Annotated in this window: 25 protein-coding genes, 1 tRNA gene and 1 other RNA gene; 14 read left to right on the top strand and 13 right to left on the bottom strand. The window is 72.2% G+C overall.

What is annotated here, in order from left to right; all coding sequences use genetic code 11:
* Positions 1–49: 49 nt before the first annotated feature.
* The 4 genes from AC3WRM_RS14685 to AC3WRM_RS14670 all read right to left on the bottom strand — a co-directional run bounded on the left by AC3WRM_RS14685 (position 50) and on the right by AC3WRM_RS14670 (position 3316).
* On the bottom strand, positions 50–1300 hold the full coding sequence (locus AC3WRM_RS14685) for a hypothetical protein (RefSeq protein WP_492249224.1): 1251 nt from the start codon (positions 1298–1300) through the stop codon (positions 50–52).
* Positions 1275–1910: an ATP-binding cassette domain-containing protein gene (locus AC3WRM_RS14680; protein ID WP_492249225.1), complete on the bottom strand. Its 636-nt coding sequence runs from the start codon at positions 1908–1910 to the stop codon at positions 1275–1277. The genes AC3WRM_RS14685 and AC3WRM_RS14680 overlap by 26 nt, the downstream gene beginning before the upstream one ends.
* A gap of 45 nt (positions 1911–1955) precedes the next feature.
* The gene (locus AC3WRM_RS14675) at positions 1956–2363 is read right to left on the bottom strand and encodes a hypothetical protein (protein WP_492249226.1); all 408 of its coding nucleotides are present in this window, start codon (positions 2361–2363) and stop codon (positions 1956–1958) included.
* Between the two features lie 865 nt (positions 2364–3228).
* Positions 3229–3316: transfer RNA gene (locus AC3WRM_RS14670), tRNA-Ser, on the bottom strand.
* A gap of 62 nt (positions 3317–3378) precedes the next feature.
* Here AC3WRM_RS14670 and ffs point away from each other — a divergent pair.
* Positions 3379–3475, top strand: an RNA gene (gene ffs / locus AC3WRM_RS14665) — signal recognition particle sRNA small type.
* A 194-nt stretch (positions 3476–3669) separates the two neighbouring features.
* Here the strand turns inward: ffs and AC3WRM_RS14660 are convergent.
* The 3 genes from AC3WRM_RS14660 to AC3WRM_RS14650 form a co-directional block, all read right to left on the bottom strand.
* Complete coding sequence (locus tag AC3WRM_RS14660; protein ID WP_492249227.1) at positions 3670–4785, bottom strand: acyl-CoA dehydrogenase family protein; 1116 nt, start codon at positions 4783–4785, stop codon at positions 3670–3672.
* A 7-nt stretch (positions 4786–4792) separates the two neighbouring features.
* Positions 4793–5950, bottom strand: a complete 1158-nt coding sequence (locus AC3WRM_RS14655; protein ID WP_492249228.1) for an acyl-CoA dehydrogenase family protein — start codon at positions 5948–5950, stop codon at positions 4793–4795.
* 101 nt (positions 5951–6051) lie between these two features.
* Positions 6052–7374, bottom strand: coding sequence for a threonine/serine exporter family protein (locus tag AC3WRM_RS14650; protein WP_492249283.1), 1323 nt, complete (start codon positions 7372–7374; stop codon positions 6052–6054).
* Between the two features lie 95 nt (positions 7375–7469).
* On the opposite strand from AC3WRM_RS14650, the gene AC3WRM_RS14645 reads away from it, so the two are divergent.
* Positions 7470–8165: a GAF and ANTAR domain-containing protein gene (locus tag AC3WRM_RS14645; RefSeq protein WP_492249229.1), complete on the top strand. Its 696-nt coding sequence runs from the start codon at positions 7470–7472 to the stop codon at positions 8163–8165.
* 20 nt (positions 8166–8185) lie between these two features.
* Here the strand turns inward: AC3WRM_RS14645 and AC3WRM_RS14640 are convergent, their stop codons facing one another.
* Both AC3WRM_RS14640 and AC3WRM_RS14635 read right to left on the bottom strand, forming a co-directional pair.
* Positions 8186–8884 (bottom strand): GAF and ANTAR domain-containing protein, encoded by a 699-nt coding sequence (locus AC3WRM_RS14640; RefSeq protein ID WP_492249230.1) that lies wholly within the window; start codon positions 8882–8884, stop codon positions 8186–8188.
* A gap of 80 nt (positions 8885–8964) precedes the next feature.
* A complete protein-coding gene (locus tag AC3WRM_RS14635) occupies positions 8965–9516 on the bottom strand; it encodes a hemerythrin domain-containing protein (RefSeq protein ID WP_492249231.1) in 552 nt (183 codons plus the stop codon).
* A gap of 75 nt (positions 9517–9591) precedes the next feature.
* Here AC3WRM_RS14635 and AC3WRM_RS14630 point away from each other — a divergent pair, with 75 nt between their 5' ends.
* The 4 genes from AC3WRM_RS14630 to AC3WRM_RS14615 are packed head-to-tail and all read left to right on the top strand — an operon-like array spanning position 9592 to position 12949.
* Complete coding sequence (locus tag AC3WRM_RS14630; protein ID WP_492249232.1) at positions 9592–10206, top strand: hypothetical protein; 615 nt, start codon at positions 9592–9594, stop codon at positions 10204–10206.
* Positions 10203–11060 (top strand): SDR family oxidoreductase, encoded by an 858-nt coding sequence (locus AC3WRM_RS14625; protein WP_492249233.1) that lies wholly within the window; start codon positions 10203–10205, stop codon positions 11058–11060. The genes AC3WRM_RS14630 and AC3WRM_RS14625 overlap by 4 nt, the downstream gene beginning before the upstream one ends.
* Before the next feature lie 30 nt (positions 11061–11090).
* Positions 11091–11369 carry a DUF7218 family protein gene (locus tag AC3WRM_RS14620; protein ID WP_492249234.1) on the top strand — a complete coding sequence of 93 codons (279 nt, stop codon included), beginning with the start codon at positions 11091–11093 and terminating at the stop codon, positions 11367–11369.
* A gap of 47 nt (positions 11370–11416) precedes the next feature.
* Complete coding sequence (locus AC3WRM_RS14615; protein ID WP_492249235.1) at positions 11417–12949, top strand: fused MFS/spermidine synthase; 1533 nt, start codon at positions 11417–11419, stop codon at positions 12947–12949.
* Positions 12950–13225: 276 nt separating this feature from the next.
* Here the strand turns inward: AC3WRM_RS14615 and AC3WRM_RS14610 are convergent, their stop codons facing one another.
* Positions 13226–13864: a sigma-70 family RNA polymerase sigma factor gene (locus AC3WRM_RS14610; protein ID WP_492249236.1), complete on the bottom strand. Its 639-nt coding sequence runs from the start codon at positions 13862–13864 to the stop codon at positions 13226–13228.
* 122 nt (positions 13865–13986) lie between these two features.
* Here AC3WRM_RS14610 and AC3WRM_RS14605 point away from each other — a divergent pair, with 122 nt between their 5' ends.
* From AC3WRM_RS14605 to AC3WRM_RS14590, 4 genes are all read left to right on the top strand, one after another.
* Positions 13987–14688, top strand: coding sequence for a methyltransferase (locus AC3WRM_RS14605; protein ID WP_492249237.1), 702 nt, complete (start codon positions 13987–13989; stop codon positions 14686–14688).
* A gap of 75 nt (positions 14689–14763) precedes the next feature.
* Positions 14764–15519 (top strand): sigma-70 family RNA polymerase sigma factor, encoded by a 756-nt coding sequence (locus AC3WRM_RS14600; protein WP_492249238.1) that lies wholly within the window; start codon positions 14764–14766, stop codon positions 15517–15519.
* Between the two features lie 37 nt (positions 15520–15556).
* Positions 15557–15715: a hypothetical protein gene (locus AC3WRM_RS14595; protein WP_492249239.1), complete on the top strand. Its 159-nt coding sequence runs from the start codon at positions 15557–15559 to the stop codon at positions 15713–15715.
* A 35-nt stretch (positions 15716–15750) separates the two neighbouring features.
* Positions 15751–15909: a hypothetical protein gene (locus tag AC3WRM_RS14590; RefSeq protein WP_492249240.1), complete on the top strand. Its 159-nt coding sequence runs from the start codon at positions 15751–15753 to the stop codon at positions 15907–15909.
* Positions 15910–15947: 38 nt separating this feature from the next.
* Here AC3WRM_RS14590 and AC3WRM_RS14585 read toward each other — a convergent pair whose 3' ends face one another.
* Entirely contained in the window at positions 15948–16439 is a 492-nt protein-coding gene (locus tag AC3WRM_RS14585; protein WP_492249241.1) for a hypothetical protein, read from the bottom strand.
* Between the two features lie 130 nt (positions 16440–16569).
* Here AC3WRM_RS14585 and AC3WRM_RS14580 point away from each other — a divergent pair, with 130 nt between their 5' ends.
* Positions 16570–17748, top strand: a complete 1179-nt coding sequence (locus AC3WRM_RS14580; protein ID WP_492249242.1) for an alcohol dehydrogenase catalytic domain-containing protein — start codon at positions 16570–16572, stop codon at positions 17746–17748.
* Between the two features lie 95 nt (positions 17749–17843).
* On the opposite strand, the gene AC3WRM_RS14575 is transcribed toward AC3WRM_RS14580, so the two are convergent.
* Both AC3WRM_RS14575 and AC3WRM_RS14570 read right to left on the bottom strand, forming a co-directional pair.
* Complete coding sequence (locus AC3WRM_RS14575) at positions 17844–18050, bottom strand: CDGSH iron-sulfur domain-containing protein (RefSeq protein ID WP_492249243.1); 207 nt, start codon at positions 18048–18050, stop codon at positions 17844–17846.
* A complete protein-coding gene (locus AC3WRM_RS14570) occupies positions 18047–18979 on the bottom strand; it encodes an iron-containing redox enzyme family protein (RefSeq protein WP_492249244.1) in 933 nt (310 codons plus the stop codon). The genes AC3WRM_RS14575 and AC3WRM_RS14570 overlap by 4 nt, the downstream gene beginning before the upstream one ends.
* Positions 18980–19255: 276 nt before the next feature.
* Here AC3WRM_RS14570 and AC3WRM_RS14565 point away from each other — a divergent pair, with 276 nt between their 5' ends.
* The 3 genes from AC3WRM_RS14565 to AC3WRM_RS14555 are packed head-to-tail and all read left to right on the top strand — an operon-like array spanning position 19256 to position 23060.
* Positions 19256–20242 (top strand): alpha/beta hydrolase, encoded by a 987-nt coding sequence (locus tag AC3WRM_RS14565; RefSeq protein ID WP_492249245.1) that lies wholly within the window; start codon positions 19256–19258, stop codon positions 20240–20242.
* A gap of 45 nt (positions 20243–20287) precedes the next feature.
* Positions 20288–20875, top strand: coding sequence for an LON peptidase substrate-binding domain-containing protein (locus AC3WRM_RS14560; RefSeq protein WP_492249284.1), 588 nt, complete (start codon positions 20288–20290; stop codon positions 20873–20875).
* Between the two features lie 46 nt (positions 20876–20921).
* Complete coding sequence (locus tag AC3WRM_RS14555) at positions 20922–23060, top strand: DNA polymerase III subunit gamma and tau (RefSeq protein ID WP_492249246.1); 2139 nt, start codon at positions 20922–20924, stop codon at positions 23058–23060.
* Positions 23061–23063: the final 3 nt, after the last annotated feature.

Below are 23063 nucleotides of genomic sequence, written 5' to 3'. Positions count from 1 at the left end.
AGGACGAGCAAGCAGTCAGGGCCGGAGAGGCCTGCTATGCGTATCCGTGTCAATTCTCGGCACAGTTCTGCATCGCGCGTCGCGCGGACGCGATCATCTGATCGGTCGACTGGTCCGCCGGCCCGGGCGATGACCCCTGTTGGACGACATAGTCGTAGAGCGATCGCAAGCGGGAGTCAGTGAAGACTTGCTCTGCAGAGCAGCCGCTAGCCTTGAAGACAAACTCTGCGACGTAGACCACTGCCTTCTCGTCACTGCTTGGGGTCTCTAAAAAGTAGGCAGTGGGCCCGGCTTGCCTACCCTCTACCTGCAACCCACGCTGCACGATCATCCGCGGAACCATCGACGGGGGAAGCTGCCGTCCGATTCTGGCCTGGGCTCTTTGAAGACGCGCCGCTCCCGTCTTCTCATTCGTGAAGGCACATACGGTGTACCTGTCCCCGATGCAGGCGAAGTTCCCTGCCTGAGGTCGCTCCACGATGGGGGCACTCACGGCCCCGACCCCCTGGATGCCGAGGGCTAAAACCACTATCGCAAGCCCAGCGGAGGTAAGAGAGACGATCCTCGATCGGCTGTTGACGAGCAACAGTGCGCCGACGGTGGCAAACATGAAGAGGGCCGCCGAAGCAGCTACTGCCTCGTGGGCGAACAGCAAATCGGTCGAGACTTGAGCGGACGGCTCAAGAGCTCGAGACGTGATGACAAAGCTGTAGCGTTCGGCGTCTTTCGCGCTGAGTGAGGACGGCAACGAGATCGCGAGGATGAAGATGATCAAGCCGACCAAGAGCGAGAACACGTACGCTCCCGCTAAAGGCAGCCGTAGCAGTACATCGATTGCGACTCCGACGAGGTAGCCGACCGATATTCCGAGAAGCGAGAATGCCGGAGGGTAGAGCAGCTGTGCAACGCCAATCTGCGGTTCGCCGACCTGGACAACGTTGATCACCGTCAACGCGAACGCGAACAGCAACGTCTGGAGCGTGAGTGCCACGTACCCGTGCGCCAACGTTTGCATGTCGCAGACGAATCGCGTGCGCGTACTTTGCCTCAGGAGGTCTCGCAGCCCCAGCGGCCTGGCACTCACGACCGCGAAGGTACCCATGGCTCCCGCGATCGGCATAAGCAGCTGCGCCGTAGAGCCGTAAAGAAATTGAGCGTCTCTGGGCGAACTGGTGACGCTCGATACCCGGATGATGAAGTAATAGAGCAAGATGGCGGCCGACAACGCGAGGAAACCCTTGAGGCTGACCGGGCCACGCAACGTCTTCCAGATGTCAGACCACAAGCGGTTCAAGGACACCTCCAGCGATGGTCAGCTGGGCGTCAGCGATGTCGGCGGCGTCGCGCCCGTGATCGGTGAGGAGTATCGATGGAGCGGCATCGGCTGAAGTCAACACCGTCCGCAGTAGGTGGGATGTCTCCTGGTCGAGCCCCGCAAACGGTTCATCCAAGAGGAGGACTGCCGGCGCGGCGATCATCGCCTGGGCAACCAAAACTCTTCGTCTGAAACCACCCGAGAGCGCACCGATTCGACGGCCCAGGAACTGGGAGAACTCCAGCTTCTCCGACAGCTCACGCGCCGACGTGGCGGCATCCGTCGGCGAGACTCTCTTGAGCCAACCCGCGTAGTCGAGGTACTCACGAACCGTCCACCGGGAAGGGAGCACCAGCGCCTGGGGCACGTATCCCATGAGCTTGAACGCGGCCGCCCGTGAGCTCCTCTGCTTCACGCTCAGACCGCACACTGCCAGTTCATCGATGCAACGAAGGTGCAGGCCCGAGAGAGCTTCCAGCAAGGTCGACTTCCCCGAGCCGTTAGCGCCGCTCAGAAGCGTGATCCCAGCTGCCAACTCGAACGTCGGAACCGAGAGCTGGAACCCGCCTCTGCGCCGGATGTGCAGCCCGTCCACGCGAAGCGCACGGGATGCCTCTGTTCTCTGCACAGATGCCAACCCTCAGCAGAAGCGCTTCTCGCCGGAGAGTCCCCGGCTCCCGTCCACCACGCCGTTGTTGTAGTCGACCTGGTAGTAGGAGACGCTCTTGAACTTCCAGTGGTCCGGCAGGTCGGAGCAGTACTCGAGGTTCTCCTTGTACCGGTTCGCACCTCGCGCCGCCCAGGTCGAGTAGCTGCTGTAGGAGCCCGAGACCGTTGGCCAGTCGTTCGGGATCGGTCCCCAGTTGATGTCTTCCTTGGCGAGTCCGACCTTCACTCGCCACGTGTCGACGTCCTCGCCACTGCACTTGCCGTTGACGTCGTAGTGGACGTACGACCCGTTTCCTGAGGGGTCGTTGGCCTTGCGGCAGATGCCAACTGCCGCGTTCGCGGATGAGACGACCGAGCCCGCGGTCAGGGTGAGACACACTGCTGCCACGATTGCGCCCGCTGTCGACTTTGTCTTCATGTCCATCATGTCCTGAGTTGTTGATGGTTCTGCAAAAACTGCGTAGGCTTCTGAATACGGTCAGTCCGGAACGTACTCCTCCCGACGCGCCGCGGTACAGAGTCGCGAGGGAAGCGAGAGGTTGACCATGGCGTCCGTCCCACATCGCTGCGAGGAGTGCGGGTCAGAGGTGCGCAGCGGATCTGAAGCCCGACCCGGAAGCACTGTGGAGTCGGACGAGCATGACTCCTCCGATTTCTGCCTCAACCCGGACTGTCCGTCGAACTACGCATTCCGTGGATTCCACCGGACTGGCGTCGCTGAGTACCTCTGCCTTGAATGCGGGGCCACCGTGCATCCACCGCCGGCGGACTTGGCCAAGCATCGACGCAGCCATGGGGAGCCATCGTTGATCTAGGTGCGCGGCTCGTCGGACGGACCTTCTCGTGTTTCGTCGCGAGCGTGCGCGCTGCCTCGATCCGACACCTTGAGCGAACGGGACTGGCTCTGGCGTGGATGGCGACGACGAAGGAACTGGCCATAGGGGCAGACGTCATGCGGTGGGCGATCGAGCTACTCACAGACATCAGTGGTGCCTATGCCAAGGTGCCGGACAACGTGAGAGGAACACTGAACCGCACACTGTTCGAGCGCGTCTACCTGGATGAGTTCGGCGAGGTGGCGTCGAGTGACGTTCAGGCACCATTCCGAGGGTTGGTCGAGGATGAGCCCGGAGGCAACGGCAAACGCCCCGATCTGGAGATCGAGGCGTCCGACGTTGTTGGCCTGACCGACTTACTCGCCCGACCCGAGGTGAATCCTCGGTCGGGTTCGAGTAAGGCCGTCGTGGCGGAGGATAGGGGATTCGAACCCCTGAGAGCTTTCACTCAACCCGCTTTCCAAGCGAGCGCACTAGGCCACTATGCGAATCCTCCGCGGACGAGCGTACCGGTCGCATCCCGCGTGGAACGCACCGGGGCAGCCCCCGTATGCTGGGCGCAGCCCCTCGCGTGGCGCTATCTCACCCAACTCCCCCAGGGCCGGAAGGCAGCAAGGGTCAGTGGGCTCTGGCGGGTACGCGAGGGGTCCTTCACGTCCTCCACCGTCGCTCGCCGTCGCGACGGCCCGTCCGCCCGACCGATGTCTCTGCGTTCACGTCGCCATGGCAGCACGAACGCAGAGAGACTCGTCCCGAGGACAGCGTGGACGCAGAGAGATCCGTCCCCCGCGGCACGCACGACGACGCCCCCGACCGCAGGGCGGTCGGGGGCGTCGAGGGACGGGCGGGTCAGCCGATCGGGTCGACCACGCCGTGGTCGGTCACCGTCGAGGCGAGCCGCGCCAGGTGCTCCGAGCCGTCGCCCAGCGTGTGGTCGATCGCGGTCAGCCGGCTCGTGTAGTGGCCCACCGAATACTCGGCCGTCATGCCGATGCCGCCGTGCAGCTGGATCGCCTCCTGGCCGATGTGCCGGCCGGCGCGCGAGACCTGCAGCTTCGCACGCGACGCGGCCTCGACGGCACGCTCGGGCTCGTCCTGCAGCACCAGCGTGGCCCACGTGACCGTGCTGCGGGCCAGCTCCGCCGACACGTACAGGTCGGCCGCGCGGAAGGTCAGCGCCTGGAACGCGTTGAGCGTGACGCCGAACTGCTTGCGCGTCTTCAGGTACTCGGTCGTGGTGCGCAGGGCGACGTCGATCGCGCCGACCGCCTCATGGCCGAGCGCGATCTGACCGCGCGCGACCGCCAGCGCCACCGCGTCGGACGCGTCGGACGACGGGTCGCCGAGCGGCGTGGCGGCGGCGCCGTCGAACGCCACGCGCGCCGCACGTCCGCCGTCGTGCGTGCGGTAGCCGGTTCGCTCCACGCCGTCCACGGCGGGATCGACGAGGAACACGCCGACGCCCGCGTCGGTGCGGGCCGTGACGACCAGCAGGTCGGCGCGGGCGCCGTGCAACACCGGCTCCTTGACCCCGGACAGCGTCCAGGCGTCACCGGACTGCGTCGCGACGACCGCGTCGGCGATGTCGTGGTGGGCGAAGGAGAGCACGAGCGCACCCTCCGCGACCCTGCCGATCACGTCGGCGCGCTGCTCCGGCGAGCCGAGGTCGGCGACCAGGCCGGCGGCCAGGATCGTCTCGAGGTACGGCTCGGGTGCGAGCACCCGTCCGATCTCCTCGGCGACGATCGAGACCTCGACGGGTCCGGCGCCGAAGCCGCCGTCCTCCTCCGCGAACGGCAGGCCCAGCGCGCCGAGCTCGGCGAGCTGCTGCCAGGTCTTCTCCGAGAAGCCGGGGTCGGTCTTCGTGACCTCGCGGCGGGTCTCGGTCGAGTCGTACGTCTTGCTCAGCAGGCCGCGGACGGCGTCGCGCAGGGCGGTCTGCTCGGAGTCGAGGGTGAAGTCCATGGCTGCCTCACAGTCCCAGGATGGTCTTGGCGATGATCTGACGCTGCACCTCGTTGGAGCCGCCGTAGATCGACGCCTTCCGGAAGTTGAGGTACTGCGGGGTGCTCACGCGTGCCCAGTCCGGCACGTCGGAGCCGTCCTGCGCTCCCGAGGCGAGCGAGAGCGGGCCGGCGAGGTCGACGTACAGCTCGGTCACGGCCTGCTGCAGCTCGGTGCCGCGCAGCTTGAGCACCGACGACGCCGGGTGGGGCTTGCCGTCGGCCGAGTGCGCGACGACGCGCAGCGCCGTGAGCTCGAGAGCGAGCAGCTCGTTCTCGAGATCGGCGATGCGGGCCGCGAGCAGCGGGTCGGACGCGATGCGCTCGCCCGCCGTCTCCTTGGCGGCCGCGAGCCAGCGCTTCGTCGACCCGACGGGGGCCACGCCGACGCGCTCGTTGCCGAGCAGGAACTTCGCGTAGTCCCAGCCGCGGTTCTCCTCGCCGACGAGGTTCTCGGCCGGGACGCGGACGTCCTCGAAGAAGACCTCGTTGACCTCGTGGCCGCCGTCGATGAGCTCGATGGGGCGCACCGTCAGACCCGGGGAGGTCATGTCGATCAGCAGGAAGGAGATGCCCTGCTGCCTCTTCGGCGCCTCGGGGTCGGTGCGCACGAGCGTGAAGATCCAGTCGCCGTACTGGCCGAGCGTGGTCCACGTCTTCTGGCCGTTGACGACGTACTCGTCGCCCTCGCGGCGGGCGACGGTGCGCAGCGACGCGAGGTCGGAGCCGGCGTCGGGCTCGGAGAAGCCCTGCGACCACCAGATGTCGAGGTTCGCGGTCGCCGGGAGGAAGCGCTCCTTGACCTCCTGCGAGCCGAACGCGGCGATGACCGGGCCGACCATGGAGGCGTTGAACGCGAGCGGCGCGGGCACGCTGGCGAGCTGCATCTCCTCGTGCCAGATGTGGCGCTGCAGCGGGGTCCAGTCCTTGCCGCCCCACTCGACGGGCCAGTTCGGCACGGCGAGCCCGGCAGCGTTCAGGATCTGCTGCGTCTCGACGATCTGGTCCTTCGTCAGCTCACGGCGGGCCGCGACGGTGTCGCGGATGGACTGCGGGACCTGGGTGGTGAAGAACGTGCGCATCTCCTCGCGGAACGCGGCGTCCTCCTCGGACAGGCGAAGCTTCATGGCAACTCTCCGGTCAGTAAGCGCTTGCTTAGCCAGCACGATACGCCCTGCCCCGTCAGCCTGCCAGGCACCCACGACGTCGGCCCGGTGAACGCGGCGGGTCAGCCGCGACGGCCGCGTCCGGCGCGCGCCCGGAGGGGGCCGACGAGGCGGGGACCGGCCAGTCGGCGCTCCAGCCTGCGGGCCTCGTGGCCGAGCGGCTGCGCCACGTACTGCCCCAGCAGCACGCCCGACGCGAGGGCGATCGCGATGCCCGCGGCGGTGATCATCGGCAGGAGCCCGCCGATGTCCTCGCCCGCGAGCAGGGACAGCGCGCGGTAGATCGACAGGCCGGGCAGCAGCGGCACGATGCAGGAGACCACGACCACCAGTGGCGGCACGCGGAAGTTGCGCGCCATGTAGTAGCCGAGGAAGCCGATCGTGAACGCCGCGATGCCGGCGGCACCCGGCCGTCCGATGTCGGACTGCGTGAGGAGGAGGAAGCCGCCCGACGTGAGCGCCGCGAGCAGGGCGATCGGCATCACGATGCGCTTCGGCGAGTAGGCCGAGACCGCGAACGCCCCCGCCGTGACACCCGCCCCCGCCATGACGCCGGGCAGCCGACCCAGGCCGGACGCGCCCGGGTCGATGCTGAGGTCCAGCCCGAGCCAGCCGCCGACGTGCAGACCCGTGGACACGCCGACGATGATGCCGACCGTCGCGATCATCACCTCCATCAGTCGCGCGTTGGCCGTGATGGTGAACCCGGTCAGGGCGTCCTGGATCGCGCCGATGAAGCCGAGCCCGGCCAGGAGCATGACGATGGCGGCCGTGACCACGACCGACGGGTCGACGGTGGCGGGCGACGCGGCGACCGCCACCGCGATCAGCGTGCCGGCAAGGGCGCCGGCGACCTGGGAGTAGAAGAAGGGCAGCCGCAGCCGCTCGATCCGGCGCTGCACGACCTCGATGGTGGAGCCCGCGACGGCGGCCACGGCCAGCACGATCCAGCTGCCGCCGAGCAGCAGGGCGATGCCGGCGCCGGTCACGCCCCAGCTGGCGGTGATCGCCCAGCGGGGGCGGGGGTGGCCGGTCGAGGCGATCCGCAGCACCTGCGCGGCCGCCTCGTCGCGGTCGATCTCGCCCGCGAGCAGCGCCCGCACCAGGAGGTCGACCGCGGTGAGGTCCGCGTAGTCGACCTCGCGGTGCGTCACGTGCCGGCGCATGACGATCGGCGTGTCGTCCACGCTCTCCTGGTGGCTGAGGGTCAGCGACGTGAACGTGACGTCGACGAGCGTGTGCCGCAGCCCGAGGTGGTGGGTCACCGACGACATCGTCGCAGTCACGTCGGCCGCGCCGGCCCCGTTCGACAGCAGCAGCTCCCCGATCCTCAGGGCGAGGTCGAGCGTGCGCTGCACGTCCTTGGTGTCGCTCACGGGCACCATGGTGACGGGTGCGACACCCGGACGTCCCAGTGGCCACGGCGTCTGCTGCCGCACCACCTGGATCTCGGTAGTCTCGGGTCCGAGGAGGTCACACCATGTCGGACATCGTCGACGACGGACTCGACGGGCGGCTCGCGTCGATCGCGCAGCAGCTCGCGGCCGAGGACACGCCGGAGAGCACGGCCGAGCGGCTCACCACCCTCTCGCTGGAGCTCGTGCGCGGGGCCAGCGACGCGGGCGTCTCGCTCGTGCGGGGCCGGGGCCGCGTGGAGACCGTGGCGCCCACCAGCGACCTCGTCGCCTGGGCCGACGACCTGCAGCACGAGCTGTCCGAGGGCCCCTGCGTCGACGCCCTGCACGCCGACGAGGTCGACGTGCCGGACCTCGCCGCCGACCCGCGCTGGCCGTCGTGGCGCCCGAACGTGGTCAGCAAGGGGGTGCGCTCCATGTTCTGCGTGCAGCTGGCGCTCGCCGACCGCGAGCTCGGCGCGCTCAACCTGTACGCGACCGAGCCCGAGGCGTTCGACGAGGCCGACCGGATCGCCGCCCGGCACCTGGCGAGCCACGCCGCCGTCGCGATCGCGTCGGCCCGCGAGCGCAGCACCCTGCGGGAGGCGCTCGCGTCGCGGACCGTCATCGGGCAGGCCGAGGGCATCCTCATGGAGCGCTTCGGCGTCGACGCCGACCAGGCCTTCGGCGTGCTCGTGCGCTACTCCCAGCACCGCAACGAGAAGCTGGCGGTCGTCGCGCAGGAGGTCGTGCGCACGCGCACCCTCCCCGACGACGCCTGACCTGCCGCCGACCCGCGCGGTCACGTCGGCTCGGCCGGCCCGTCGCCCAGGTCCGGCGGCTGCTCCGGCAGCTCGCCGCTCTCGACGAGGTGCCGGGCGACGTCGCGCAGCTTGAGGTTCAGGTGCTGCGAGTGCCGCACGAGCACGCCGAAGGCCCGCTCGACGGAGAGGTCGTAGCGCTCCACGAGCATCCCGATCCCGATGCCGATGAGGCGTCGTGCGGCCACCGCGCGATGCAGCCCGTCGCGGTCGAGGGCGACGGCGAGGGCCGACGACGCCATCGCGGCGACCTCGCCGAACGCGGCGACCTGGGCCTCGGAGAACGCGTCGGTGCGGTCGGCGTGCACCGCCAGCACGCCCGGTGGGCGGTGCGTCGTGCGGACGGGCGCGAGCAGCACCGACCGGACGCCGAGGCCGACCAGCGTCGTCGACCAGGTCGGCCAGCGGCCGTCGAGGGACGTGTCGCGCACGACGAGCAGACCGTCGGCCAGGTCGTCGGCGTCGGGGCCGGGCGGCAGCCCGAGCGCCACCGACGCCAGCGAGGTCGAGGCGGCCACCAGGTCGTCGGCGTCGTGCGGCGTCGCCAGGACGAGGCCGCCGTGCGGGGTCCCGCCGGCGGTCGTGGCGAGCGCCACGAGGTGACGAGCGAGGTCGGGGGTCGTGGGGGGTCCGTCGCGGAGGGGGTCCGGCGGAACGGGGGAGTGGGTCAGGTCGACCACCTCCAGGCGTGCGAGGTCGTCGGCTGCTGCTCAACCGGGGGACAGCGAACCACATGGGTGCGGTCCACCGCTCGACCGGGTCACTCCTCGTCGATCAGACCCTCCTCGCGAGCCTCCTCCACCAGGCGGCGCACGTTCTCGGTCCGGCCGCAGTCGGCGTCGATCTGCTGGTTGCGCTCCGTCGCGAACGCCTCGCCCAGACGCGCCAGGACCTCGGGGCCGAGCTCCTCACGGGCCGGGTTGAGGATCGTCAGCTCCTCCTCGGTCAGGTGGTGGCTGATCAGACGGGTGAGCTCCTCGACGGCGTCGTCGAACTTCTGGGTGTCGGTCGAGGCGCACTCGAGGACGGCGAGCAGCGCCTCGTTGCCCTCGGCGTGCTCGTGCTCGCCGTGGTCGGCCTCGTGCGCGCCCACCGCGCGCCGCTTCTTCAGCTGCGGGTACACGTGCCGCTCCTCCGCCTCGGCGTGCGCGACGTGCAGGGCGGCGAAGGCCTGACGCACGGCGTCGCGGTCCGACGCGGTGCTGCGCAGCTGGCGCAGCAGGTCCTCGAAGCGACGGTGGTCGTCGAGGATCAGGTCGACGACGTCGCCCGAGACGGGCCGACCCAGGTCGATGGTGGTGTCCATGCTCATGCGGCGAGCGTAGGCACGGGGGAGACCCTGCGCACGTCGGCGCATGACCCGCGTCTCCAGGGGTACGGCGTCCACATGACCCGTCTGCTCGAGACCGCGCGCGACCGGCCCGGCGTCGTCGTGCTGGACGTCGACGACGGTCGGGACCGTGACCATTTGCTCGCGCTGGAGGACGCGCCCGACCGGGACGCGGTGCTGTGCCTGCTGCCCGCGGACGTCGACCCGCCGGCGCGGGTGCAGGCCGCGTGGCACCGCCTCGCGCGACGCCGGTTCGTCCTGGTCCTGCGCCACGACGGCGTGTGGTGCAGGACGCCGCAGCGCGACGTGGCCGACGGCCTGAGCGCGGTGTCCACGGTGGCGCGGTGGGTCGCGCGCCGCACGGAGCCCGGGCTGCGTCTCATGCTGCTCGAGCGCAGCGTGCGCGAGCCCAGCGTCGGCGAGCCCAACGTCGGCGAGCACGGCGTCGGTGAGCACAGGCCCGACGTCCTGGGCTGGTCCGAGATGCATGGCTTCCGGATCCGGGGGAACGTCGAGGTGACGACCCTGACCGAAGGAGTTCGCATGACGCTCGCACCTGACGCACCCCTGCCCGACCCCGACGTCGAACCGGTCGAGCCGACCGACCCCGACGACGTGCCCGAGGTCCCCCTCGAGCCGACCCCCGCCCCCGACGAGACAGGCATCCGATGAGCGACGGCTTCCCCGCCCAGCAGCAGGACCCGCCCGGCAGCACCGCCGCGATGGACCCCCGCCCCGACCACGGCGAGGAGTCCTACGTCGGGCACGGCCGGCTCGACGGCAAGGTCGCCCTCGTGACCGGCGGCGACTCCGGCATCGGCCGCGCCGTCGCCATCGCGTACGCCCGGGAGGGTGCCGACGTCGCGTTCACCTACCAGCCCGAGGAGGCGCAGGACGCCGCCGAGACCACGCGCTGGGTGGAGGACGCAGGGCGTCGGGCGCTGGCCCTGGAGGTCGACCTCCGCGAACGGTCGGCATGCGACGACGTCGTGGCCCGCACGGTCGACGAGCTCGGTGGCCTCGACGTGCTGGTGAACAACGCCGGCTTCCAGATGGCGCGGGAGGAGGGCATCGAGGCGCTCACGGACGAGCACCTCGACCGGGTCCTCAAGACCAACCTGTACGCCACCTTCTGGCTGACGCGCGCGGCCGTGCCGCACCTGCGGGAGCGGCAGGGCAGCGTCGTGAACAACACGTCGATCCAGGCCTACGAGCCGTCGACGTCGCTGCTGGACTACGCCTCGACGAAGGCCGCGCTCAACAACCTGACCGTGAACCTCGCAGCCGAGCTCGGTGCGGACGGCATCCGCGTGAACGCCGTGGCCCCGGGCCCCATCTGGACCCCGCTGCAGCCCGCCACCCAGCCCGCGGAGAAGATCGAGCAGTTCGGCTCCGACACCCCGCTGGGGCGCGCCGGGCAGCCCGCCGAGGTCGCGCCGGCCTTCGTGTTCCTCGCCTCCGAGCGGGACGCGAGCTACGTCTCCGGCACCGTGCTCGGCGTCACCGGCGGCAAGCCGGTCTTCTGAGCCCGCACCACACCACCTGAGGAGGACACCATGCCCGCAGGCAAGGACGCGCGCGACGAGCCGTCGCTGAAGAACCCCGAGATGTACGAGGCGCTCCGTGACGACGGCGCCTCGAAGGAGAAGGCGGCCCGCATCTCCAACGCGGCCGCGCGCGACGGCAGCAAGACCGTCGGGAAGCGCGGCGGGGAGTCCGGGTCGTACGAGGACTGGACGGTCGAGGAGCTGAAGGAGCGGGCCAAGGAGCTCGGTCTGGAGGGCTACTCCGACCTGCGCAAGGACGAGCTCGTCGAGAAGCTGCGGAACCACTGACCGCGTCCTCGCACCCGCGGGAGGGCGTCGGCTGGGAGGATGGCGGCATGAGCGACGCCGCCCCGGACCCGTCCGCGCCCGACCCGGGGCCCCCGGGCCTCGGCGACCTGACGGCCGGAGCGCTGGTCTTCGGCTCCTCCGCCGCGGTCCTCGTGGTCGAGATCGTCGCGCTGCGGCTGCTCGCCCCCTACCTGGGCCTCACGCTGGAGACGTCGACGACCGTCATCGGCCTGGCGCTCGCGGCCATCGCCGCGGGCTCCTGGGCCGGCGGTCGTGCCGCGGACCGTATCGACCCCCGTCGCGCGGTCGCCCCGCTCCTCGGTGTGTCGGGCGTCGTCGTGGCGCTGACGCCCTTTGCCGTGCGTGCCGCTGCCGAGCCCGGGTCGTCGGCGCTGCTGTTCCTGGTCGCGGCTGCGACGATCGTCGTGCCGGGGGCGCTGCTGTCGGCGGTCACGCCGATGGTCACGAAGCTGCTCCTGCACGACCTCGACGAGACGGGCACCGTCGTCGGCCGCCTCTCCGGCATCGGCACCGTCGGCGCGATCGTCGGCACCGTCCTCACCGGGTTCGTGCTCATCTCCCACGTGCGCGTCAGCGCCATCCTCGTCGGGCTGGGCGTGCTCCTGGGCGTCGCCGCCGCGGCGTTCGAGCTGCGTCGGCGTGGCCCGGCGGTCGGGCTGCTCGCCATCGGTGGCGCCCTGCTGGCCGGCGGCACCGCCGGCCTCGTGCCGAGCGGCTGCGAGGTCGAGACCACGTACCACTGCGCGACCGTCGAGGCCGCGGGCGGGACGAGCGGCGGTCGGCTGCTCGTGCTCGACGGCCTGCGCCACTCCTTCGTCGACCTCGACGACCCCACCTACCTCGAGTTCTCCTACACCCGTGCCTACGCGGCAGCCATCGACGCGATGTTCCCGGGCGACGGTCCGCTGCGGGCCCACCACCTGGGTGCGGGCGGGGTGACCATGCCGCGCTGGCTGGCCGCCACCCGTCCCGGCAGCACGAGCGTCGTCTCCGAGATCGACGGCGGCGTGGTGCAGCTCGACCGCGACGACCTCGGCCTGAGGACCGGCCCGGCCCTGCAGGTGCGGGTCGAGGACGGTCGGCTCGGCATGCGCGACGTCGACGCGGGCAGCCTCGACCTCGTCGTCGGCGACGCGTTCGGCGGGGTCAGCGTGCCGTGGCACCTGACCACGCTCGAGATGCTCGACGAGGTGCACCGGGCCCTCGACGGCGACGGCGTGTACGTGCTCAACCTGATCGACCACGGTCGGCTGCGGCTCGCCCGTGCCGAGGCGCGGACGCTCCAGGAGCGCTGGTCGCACGTGGCGGTGCTCGGTGCGCCCGCGCCGACGTCGGCGGGAGCGGCCCCCGCGGACGAGGTCCAGGGCGGCAACCTGGTGATGGTCGCCTCGGACCGTCCGCTGGACGTCGCGGCCCTGCGCTCCCGGCTCGAGCGTCGTCAGGTCGGGTGGACGGTGCTCTCCGGCGCGACGCTGGACCGCTGGGTCGGCGACGCGCCGGTGCTCACCGACGACTACGCGCCGGTCGACCAGCTGCTCACGACTCGCGCGGGCGCCTGACCCGACGCCCGTGTCGGCGGGCACGCGACCAGGCGTCGACGATCGCGGCACGCAGCGCCCCGGGTCGGAACGCGTCGCCCCGGCGGACGGGGTCCTGCGGTCGGTGGGATCGGCGGTGGTCGCTCATCGGGGCCTCCTGCGGTCTCACCCCTCACGTACCCGTCGGTGCCCGCGGCATGCGGACGCCCCCTGGCTGTCGGCTCAACCTGGGGACGTCCTGCAGCCAGGCTGTACCCGGGAGGCTCGCCCCGCAGGACGAGTGCGCGGGTCGGGATCTCAGGCCGCGACGTCGCCCACCTCGCGGCGCAGCCGCGTCAGCAGGTTCGACAGGCGGCGCGAGACCTGCATCTGGCTGATGCCGAGCCGTGCGGCGATCTCCCGCTGGGGCAGCTCATCGACGAACCGCCACGCGAGCAGACGTCGGTCGTCCTCGCTCAGCCCGCCTCGGAGCGAGCGGACGGTCAGCCACGCCTCGACGCGGGCGTAGCCGGCGTCGTCGAGCGCGCCCGCCCCCTGCTCGTCGTCGATCCGGTCGTTGGTGAAGCAGCTCCCGGCCGCCATGGCCTCGCGGACGTCGGCGAGTGGCACGCCGAGGCGGGTGGCGAGGGTCTCGGGCGCGACCGGCCCGGTCGCGGTCTCCCGGGCGATCTGGGCCTGCAGGTCCTGCAGCCGGCGCGGAGGTCGCACGCTCCACGCGACGTCGCGGAAGTAGCGCTTGATCTCGCCGCGGATGGTGCTGGCGGCGAACGGCGCGAACGCGCCGACGCTGGCGTCGAAGCGTTCGGCGGCCTTCACGAGGGCGAGGCGAGCGACCTGGAGCAGGTCGTCGTCCTCGACGCCGCGGCCGCGGTATCCGCGGGCCAGCCGGGCGGCGAGGTCGAGATGGTCGGTCACGAGCGGGATGCAGTCAGCCATGTCGGTCCCCCCAGGACGGGTGACGGTGTGGCTGCTGCTTAACCATCGCCACTGTCACCCCGTGCCGCGTCGTCCGCAACTCGGCGTGGTTCGTCGGGCCGCGCGCGGGGTACGCGCAGGACGTGGACACCGCAGCACCGACCCCCGACCCATCCGCCCCCGCGGCGGCGGCACCCTCCAGCCGGATCGTCCCCTTCGGACCGCTGGAGATCCAGGTCGACGGGACCGTCCTCGAGCCCCGGCCGTGGACCTACGCCCAGTCGACGTGGGCCGCCGAGCTGCTCGAGACGTTGCCGCCCGGCGACGTGCTCGAGCTGTGCGCCGGAGCCGGGCAGATCGGCCTCGCAGCCGTGCACGGGACCGGACGACGGCTGGTCATGGTCGACGCCGAGCCCCGGGCGTGCACGCTCGCCCGGCTCAACGCCGCGCAGGTCGAGGAGGAGGTCGAGGTCCGGGAGGGCCGCTTCGACGCCGTGCTCGACCCGGGCGAACGGTTCGCGCTCGTCGTGGCCGACCCGCCGTGGGTGCCCAGCCAGCGCGTCGAGGAGTTCCCGGAGGACCCGGTGTGGGCGATCGACGGCGGCATCGACGGCCTCGAGGTCGCCCGACGCTGCGTGCGGACGGCGTCGCGGCACCTGGCCGCGGACGGCCGTGTGCTGCTGCAGCTGGGCAGCGTCGAGCAGGTCGAGGTGCTCGACCACACGTGCGAGACGTCCGGCATGGAGGTCCTGGCCGTCCGGGAGGCCGGCGAGGGCAGCTCCCGAGGCGTCCTCGCGCTGCTGGGACCGGAGGCCTGGACGGGTCTCCGAGCGCACGAGGGTTGACGTCCGGCGGTTCCCGTGGTGCCGTGGAGAGGAGGTTGAGCCACCAGCCGCACTCGCCCGACGAGAGGCAGCACGATGGAATCGACCGATCCCGACACCCGTACCTGCGAGACGCTCGACGAGGCGGCGCACGCCTCACCACTGGAGCGGCTGAAGCTCCAGAACGGCGTCGTCACCGACTACGCGCCCATGGCGCGGCGGCTGTCCCGGCGCTACCGCGACCGCGGCGTGGAGTCCGACGACCTCGAGCAGGTGGCCCACCTGGGCCTGGTCAAGGCGGTGCGTGGCTTCGACCCGACCCGCCGGTCGTTCGCGGCGTACGCCGTGCCCACCGTCCTGGGCGAGCTGCGACGTCACTTCCGCGACAAGGCGTGGGCCGTGCGGCCCACCCGCTCCACGCAGGAGCTGCAGAGCGCGGTCACGGCGGCGCGCGATGCCCTGCGCACGGAGGAGCAGCACACGCCGACCGACGACGAGGTGGCCGAGCGGCTGCACGTCAGCCGGGCCCAGGTGCGCGAAGCCGATGCCGCGCACGACGCGTTCGCCCCGCAGTCGCTCGACCGTCCGTCCGCCGTCGACGGGCTGCCGGGGCACGAGCACCTGGGTGCCGAGGACCCCGGCCTCGACGCCGTCGACCGGTTGCAGAGCGTCGTCCCGGCCGTGCGGTCGCTGTCCGAGGAGGACCGTCGGCTGCTCGAGCTGCGGTTCGTCGACGACCTGACGCAGCGCGAGATCGGCGAGCGGCTGGGCATCTCGCAGATGCAGGTGTCGCGCCGGCTCTCCCGCGCGCTGGCGGAGGTCCGCGACCGCATGGGTGACGTCGACGGGTGAGGCGCATGTCGCGCCCCGGTCGGGGAACGCTGCGTGCATGAGCGCATCGCAGCACGACCCCGACCGGAACGATCCCGAGCGGTCCACCGCCGAGCCTGGCGACGACGACCAGCACGAGCGCCGTCCTGACGAGAAGCCCTTCGGCGACGACGCGCAGGAGCGCCAGGGCGACGACCCCGCCAGCGGCGGGTCCTGACGCGTCACGGTGCCGGGGCCGGGTACGTGAGGGGCATGAGCACCTTCGGCAGCACGCCCCAGTCCGGTCCCGGCACCCACGACCACGCGCCGGTCGACCCGGCCACCTCGCCCGACACCGAGCCCGACACCGACGAGCCCCCCACGGAGCCGTCGCCCGACGCCTCCGAGCTCGAGGACGACGACGAGGACTGACGGGGCCCGCAGGCGGGCTGCCGCGCGGCGCTCGGTGCTCAGTGCACGAGCGCCCGCGCGGCCGCCCGGTGGTGCGCTTCGGCCAACCGCCTGTCCTGCTCCGCGGCCTGCTCGGCCAGCATCTCCAGCTCCTCGCGGTCGAGTGCCGCGTGCACGTCGACCACCGCGAGCAGCGCGTGCCACCCCGCGCGCTTGCCGTTGACGGCCACGCGCATCGCCTCCAGCTCGACGAGGTCGGTGAGCGGGGTCCGCTCCGTCCACGAGCCGTTGGGCTTGAGCCGAGCCGCGCGCTCGCCAGCGCGCGCCGCGAGCGTCATGAGGTAGGCCTCGCCGACGCCGAGGTCGTCGGCCATCCGACGCAGCCGACGACGCTCGTCGAGCAGCTCGCGGTGGATGTCGCGCACCAGCGTGGCCGCCTCCGGGTCGAGCAGCCCGGCCGCGCTGCGGCCGAACAGGTCGATGCCGGCGGCCGACCCCGCCAGGTGCGTGTGGACGTGGTGGGCGATCGGGGATCCTCCAGGTACGAGCATGCCTCCGTGGTACCCCGTCGGCACGGCTCGACGCAACGTCCGGGCGTGCCCCGCGTCGCGTCCGGACGGGGCGTCGGACGCGCGTGGTCGGGTACGTCCCGCGTGACCCACCCCGACCCGAGGAGGACCCGTGAGAGCAGTGACGTGGCAGGGACGCCGTGACGTGCAGGTGATGGACGTGCCGGACCCCCGCATCGAGGACCCGACCGACGTGGTGCTGAAGGTGAGCAGCACGGGGCTCTGCGGCTCCGACCTGCACCTCTACGAGGTGATGGGCCCGTTCATGCACGCCGGCGACGTGCTCGGCCACGAGACCATGGGCGAGGTCGTCGATGTCGGGTCGGGGGTCTCGCGGCTCTCGGTCGGCGACCGGGTCGTCGTGCCGTTCCAGATCTCCTGCGGCGACTGCTTCATGTGCCGTCGCGGCCTGCAGACGCAGTGCGAGACCACGCAGGTCCGCTCGTCGGGGATGGGCGCCGCCCTGTTCGGCTACAGCGAGCTCTACGGCAGCGTGCCGGGCGGGCAGGCAGAGTACCTGCGCGTCCCGCACGCCGACTACGGCGCGATCACGGTCGGGCCCGACCTGCCCGACGAGCGTTACGTCTACCTCTCCGACGTCATGCCGACGGCGTGGCAGGGGGTGCGGTACGCCGACGTCCACGAGGGCGACACGCTCGTCGTGGTCGGTCTCGGGCCGATCGGCGACATGGCCTCGCGGCTGGCGCTGCACCACGGCGTCCGGGTGATCGGCGTCGACCTGGTCCCCGAGCGCCTCGAGCGGGCCCGCGCCCGCGGGGTGGAGGTGCTGCACGTGGAGCACGACGACGTCGCCGCGGCGGTGCTCGAGGCGACGTCGGGACGCGGTGCCGACGGCGTCGTGGACGCCGTGGGCATGGAGGCGCACGGCTCGCCGGGCCCCTCGGCGCTGCAGAAGGCGGCGGGGCTGCTGCCCGACGGGCTCGCGAAGCAGGTCATGACGTCGGCCAGCGTCGACCGGCTGGCGGCGCTGCACCTCGCGACCCAGCTCGTGCGCCGGGGCGGGACGGTCTCGCTGTCGGGCGTCTACACGGGCACGCACGACCCGATGCCGATGCAGCAGCTGTTCGACCGTCAGGTGACCCTCCGCATGGGGCAGGCGAACGTGAAGCGCTGGGTCGATGACCTGCTGCCCCTCGCGGAGCGCTCCGACGACCCGCTCGGGCTCGAGGACTTCGCGACCCACCGTCCGTCGCTGGAGGACGCGCCCGCCGCCTACAGCGCGTTCCAGAAGAAGCAGGACGGCACCGTCAAGGTCGTCTTCCGCCCCTGACCTCACACGGTGACCTCCCACGATTCGGTACGTCATCGCCCTTTCCGACCGTCAGAAAGGGCGATGACGTACCGAATCGTGGCGAGGGGAGGTCGTCAGACGAGGCGTTTGTGGGTGCCGTCGCACCAGGGACGACGCGCCGAGGCCTCGCAGCGGCAGAGCGCGACCACCGGGCGGCGTGCCTGGGTGGCCTCGCCGTCGGCGTCGACGACGAAGCCGACGCCGCGCACGAGCGCCGGACCCTGCGCGGCGCGCTCGCGCAGCGCCTCGCGGGCGGACGGTCCGCCGCCACCGCTGCTCACGCGGGCACCGGCTCGGGCACCAGGCGTCGGGCGCAGCGCTCCTCCAGGGCGATGCACACGAACGCACCGAACACGACCTCGCGCTCCAGCTCCGGGTCGCCGCCCGTCACGAGGTCGCAGATGTCCCGGGCCAGGTGCTCGTGGACCGCGTCGGCCTCCACGTGCTCGTCGTAGTAGCGCCACACCGGCTCGGAGAACCCGAGGCGCTGCAGGCCGCGCACCATGTCGGCGCTGGGCAGGGCGCTCGTGGCCTCGAAGGCCGCGAGGTGCCCCGCGGCGGCGTGCCGCAGCCGCCGGTGCAGGCACAGCAGGGAGATCGCGTTGTTCAGCGTCAGCGTCTCCTCGTCGGCCTCGTCCACGTAGGCGCCGTACGTCGGGTCGAGCCCGGCGGCCGCCATCGCCTCCGCGAAGAGGTGCTGGTGCACGCGGGCAGGGTCGCCGTCGCCCAGCTCGTCGTACTGCAGCTCGGTGAGCGCCGCCTTGGCGGCCGGCTCGAGCCGCGGCAGGACGAAGCACTGCGGGTCGGCCTCCTTCAGGTGGTAGACGCTGCGCTGCACGAGGATGCGGCGCACGTCGTCGGCCGTCGCCCGCTCGCGGACGAACCGCGCCACGCCAGGGAGGTCGCCGTCGGCGTCGACCAGGCCCGTGACGGTGCGCGGCAGGGTCGAGGTCGCGAACGCCTGGCGCAGCCACGCCTCCAGGTCGCGGTTGAGCCGGTTGCGCAGCCGCAGGACGTCCGGCGACCACTCCAGGTCGGGGTCGACGCCGTCGAAACCGCGGTACGCCAGCTCGTGCAGCATCCACAGCGCGAGCGCGTGGTCACGCGACGTCGGCTCCGGCGCAGCGGGCAGGTCGGGGAGCGGAGCGCCGGAGTCCAGGTGGTCGTGCACGGCCTGGCTCACCGGGCCGCACGGCGTGGGGATCCTCATGCCCCGCACGTACCCCGGGTACGGGCCGGCGACACGTCCGCAGGTCGGGGACGGTTCGGACCCCGACGAGCGGGTACGAGCCAGGTGGGTGACGCGGTCCCGGCGTCCGGCTTGCGCAGCGCGGGTGCCGGGCCGCGCCGCCCCGGGACGTCGGCCCTCCCACGGGTCCCTCGCCGCCCGGTCCGCCGTACGGGTCGGTGCTCGTCGGCCCGCGCGACGTGCGCGCGTGTCCTAGGCTCTCCTCGGCGAGATGCCGGGGGAGCACGAGGAGGCACGATGACCGACTGGCGGCCCGACGTCCTGGGCGACGGCTACGAGCAGCTCACGTACGCGCTGGGTGACGACCCGGACGGGCAGGGCGAGGTCTTCGCCACGCTCGTGCGACGCACCTGGACCGGGACGGAGCCGGCGCGGCGCGCCGTCCTGTACGTGCACGGCTTCAGCGACTACTTCTTCCAGACCGCGATGGCCGACTTCTTCGCCGAGCGCGGGTTCGCCTTCTACGCGCTCGACCTGCGCAAGTGCGGCCGGTCGCGGCGCGAGGGGCAGACGGCCCACCACGTGACCGACCTGGCGCACTACGACGCCGAGCTCGACCGGGCGCTGGCCACGGTGCGCGAGGAGGTGCCCGACGGGCCCGTGCTGCTGTCGGCGCACTCGACCGGCGGCCTGGTGCTCCCGCTGTGGCTGGACCGCCTGAACCGGCGCCCGGGCGGCACGAAGGGGGCCGGTATCAGCGGCCTCGTGCTGAACAGCCCCTGGTTCGACCTGCAGGGCAAGCCCTGGATGCGCGAGGTCGGCACGCTGGTGATCCGCGGGATCGGCCGCGTGAAGCCGTTCGACGTCATGAAGCTGCCGTTCACCGACGCCTACGGCAGCAGCCTGCACGTCGGCGCCCACGGCGAGTGGGACTACGACGTCGCGCTGAAGCCGCTCAACGGGTTCGAGGTCACCTTCGGCTGGCTCGGGGCCGTGCGGGCCGGTCAGGCGCGTCTGCACCGCGGGCTCGACGTCGGCGTCCCCTCGCTGGTCCTGCGCTCGGACAAGAGCCGCTTCGCGCGGTCCTGGTCCGAGGAGGTCGACCGCGCCGACGCGGTGCTCGACGTCAAGCAGATCGCCCGCTGGGCCGGCTGCCTCGGCGACGCGGTCACGTCGCTGCCGATCCCGGACGCCCGGCACGACGTGTTCCTGTCGCTCGAGGAGCCGCGCGAGGCCGCCTACCGGGCCGTCGACACCTGGTTGCGCACGACCTCGCTGGTCTGACCGGCACAGGTCGGCGCGGTGGGGTACACCTGGACCGTGACCGCCATGCCGATGTTCCCGCTCGGGACCGTCCTGCTGCCGGGAGGCCTGCTGCCCCTGCGGCTGTTCGAGCCGCGCTACCTGGCCCTGCTCGCCGACGTCCTCGCCGACGACGAGCCCGAGATCGGGTTCGTGCTGATCGAGCGGGGCGTGGAGACGGGCGGTGGCGACTCGCGGTTCTCGACGGCGACGGTCGGACGCGTCGTCCAGGTCGAGCCGCGGCAGCAGGAGATGGGCCTGGTGGCCGTGGGCGAGCGACGCATCGAGGTCGAGGGCTGGCTGCCTGAGGACCCGTACCCGCGGGCCAAGGTGCGTGAGCTTCCGCCGCTGGAGCTCGACGTCGACCTGGTCGCGGTCGCCGAGGTGCACGAGCGCGCGACGGCCGCCGCGGTGCGACTCGGGGCGATGCCGCCCGAGCCGCCGCCGCACGACCTCGAGGCCGCCTGCTGGCACCTCGCCGACGGCTGCCCGATGGGGCCGTACGACCGTCTCGGCCTGCTGCGGACGACGTCGGCGAGCGCCCTGCTGGCGAAGGTCGACGACGCGTACGAGCAGGCCGTCGCGCTGCACGAGGCGTTCGGCTCCGGCGGCTGACCGCACGCCGTGACCCGTGTCGGGCGGCGCGGCTAGGCTCGGGGCCGTGGATGCCCCTCTCGCCCTCTACCGCCGGTACCGTCCCGAGACGTTCGCCGAGGTGATCGGGCAGGAGCACGTCACCGACCCGCTCCGGCACGCGCTGGCCGCGAACCGGGTCAACCACGCCTACCTGTTCTCCGGCCCGCGCGGCTGCGGCAAGACGACCAGCGCACGCATCCTGGCCCGCGCGCTGAACTGCGAGCAGGCGCCGGTGGCCGACCCGTGCGGGGAGTGCCAGAGCTGCCGCGACCTCGCCCGCGGCGGACCGGGCAGCGTCGACGTCATCGAGATCGACGCCGCGAGCCACGGTGGTGTCGACGACGCCCGCGACCTGCGCGAGCGCGCGTTCTTCGCGCCCATCAGCAGCCGCTACAAGGTCTACATCATCGACGAGGCGCACATGGTGAGCCCGCAGGGCTTCAACGCGCTGCTCAAGCTCGTCGAGGAGCCGCCACCGCACCTGAAGTTCATCTTCGCGACCACCGAGCCCGACAAGGTGATCGGCACCATCCGGTCCCGCACGCACCACTACCCGTTCCGGCTCGTGCCGCCGAAGGCGCTCGGCGACTACCTGAACCAGCTGTGCGAGGCCGAGGGCGTGCGCCTCGAGCCCGCCGCGCTCCCGCTCGTGGTCCGTGCGGGCGCCGGGTCGGTGCGCGACACCCTCAGCGTCCTCGACCAGCTGCTCGGCGGCGCGGGGCCCGAGGGCGTCACCTACGACCTCGCCGTCCAGCTGCTGGGCTACACGCCTGACTCGCTGCTCGACGAGGCGGTCGCGGCGTTCGGCGCGTCCGACGGTGCCACGGTGTTCGGCGTCGTCGACAAGATCATCGAGTCGGGTCAGGACCCGCGCCGCTTCGCCGAGGACCTGCTGCAGCGGCTGCGCGACCTGGTCGTGCTGCGGGCCGTGCCCGACGCGCTCGCGACCGGTCTGCTCGACGTGCCGGGCGACCGGGCCGAGCGGCTGCAGGGCCAGGCCACGTCGTTCGGTCCGGCCGACCTGACGCGCATGGCCGACATCGTCAACGCGGCGCTCACGGAGTTCCGTGGCGCCACGGCCCCGCGTCTGCTGCTGGAGCTGATGTGCGCGCGCATCCTGGTGCCGGCCTCCGACGCGTCCGGTGTGGTCGCCCGCGTCGACCGGCTCGAGAAGCGGCTCTCCATGGGCGGGGTGCCGGCCGACCAGGTGCCGGTCGGCACCCGGCCCGCACCGGCGCCCAGCGTCGAGGCGGCGGCCCCGGCGGCCCCCGCAGCGCAGTCGTCCGCGCCCCAGCCGCCTGCCTCGCAGTCGTCGAGCCCGCGGGAGGCGGCCCTGCGGCAGGCGGGGGCGGCCCCGTCGGCGTCCGCCCCGGAGCCCGACGACGTCCCCGAGCCGCCGGACCTGCCGCCGTGGGAGGTGGAGGAGCCGGTCGAGCGGTCCGCGTCCCCCCAGCCGGCGACGCCTGCCCAGCCGGCTGCCCAGCCGGCTGCCCAGCAACCGGCGCCCGAGCAGCGCCAGGCCGCCCGGGCGCAGGAGCCGGCCCGCCGGGCGGCGCAGGAGTCGGCACCGCAGCCGCCCGAGCAGCCGGCCCGTCAGGAGCCGGCGCAGCAGGTTGCGCCGCCGACGCCTGCGGCCGGGGGCATGGGCGTGGCCGACGTGCGTCGGCTCTGGCCGGAGGTGCTCGAGGTCATCAAGGGGCTGCGCCGGTTCACCTGGATCATGCTCAGCCAGAACGCGCAGGTGCAGGCGCTCGACGGCCAGACGTTGACCATCGCGCTGGTCAACGCCGGCGCCCGCGACTCGTTCGTCGCGAGCGGCTCGGCCGAGTACGTGCAGCAGGCGTTGCAGCAGGTCATCGGCGTGCAGTGGCGGATCGAGGCGATCGTCGACCCGTCGGTCGACCCGCGTGCGGCCAGCGCGCCGCAGCCGTCGGCGCCGGCCGCCCAGCCGGCTGCTCCGGCGCCGTCCGGCCAGGGTCGTGGTGTCGGTGCGCCCGAGGCGGTCCGCCAGGCCATGCGCGAGCCGGGCTCGGTAGCACCGCCGGAGGACCCCGACCTCGCGGCGCACCCCGACGACCCGGTCGTCGACCAGGGCGCCGACCCCGAGCAGCTCCTCTCGCGCGAGCTGGGTGCGCGGGTGATCGATGAGATCGACCACGGCTGATCC

The sequence above is a fragment of the Aeromicrobium sp. EU05-FHT14F07 genome (assembly GCF_058790455.1).
The sequence above is the reverse complement of the archived record's forward strand: the minus strand, read 5'-3'. Positions and strand labels throughout refer to the sequence as shown.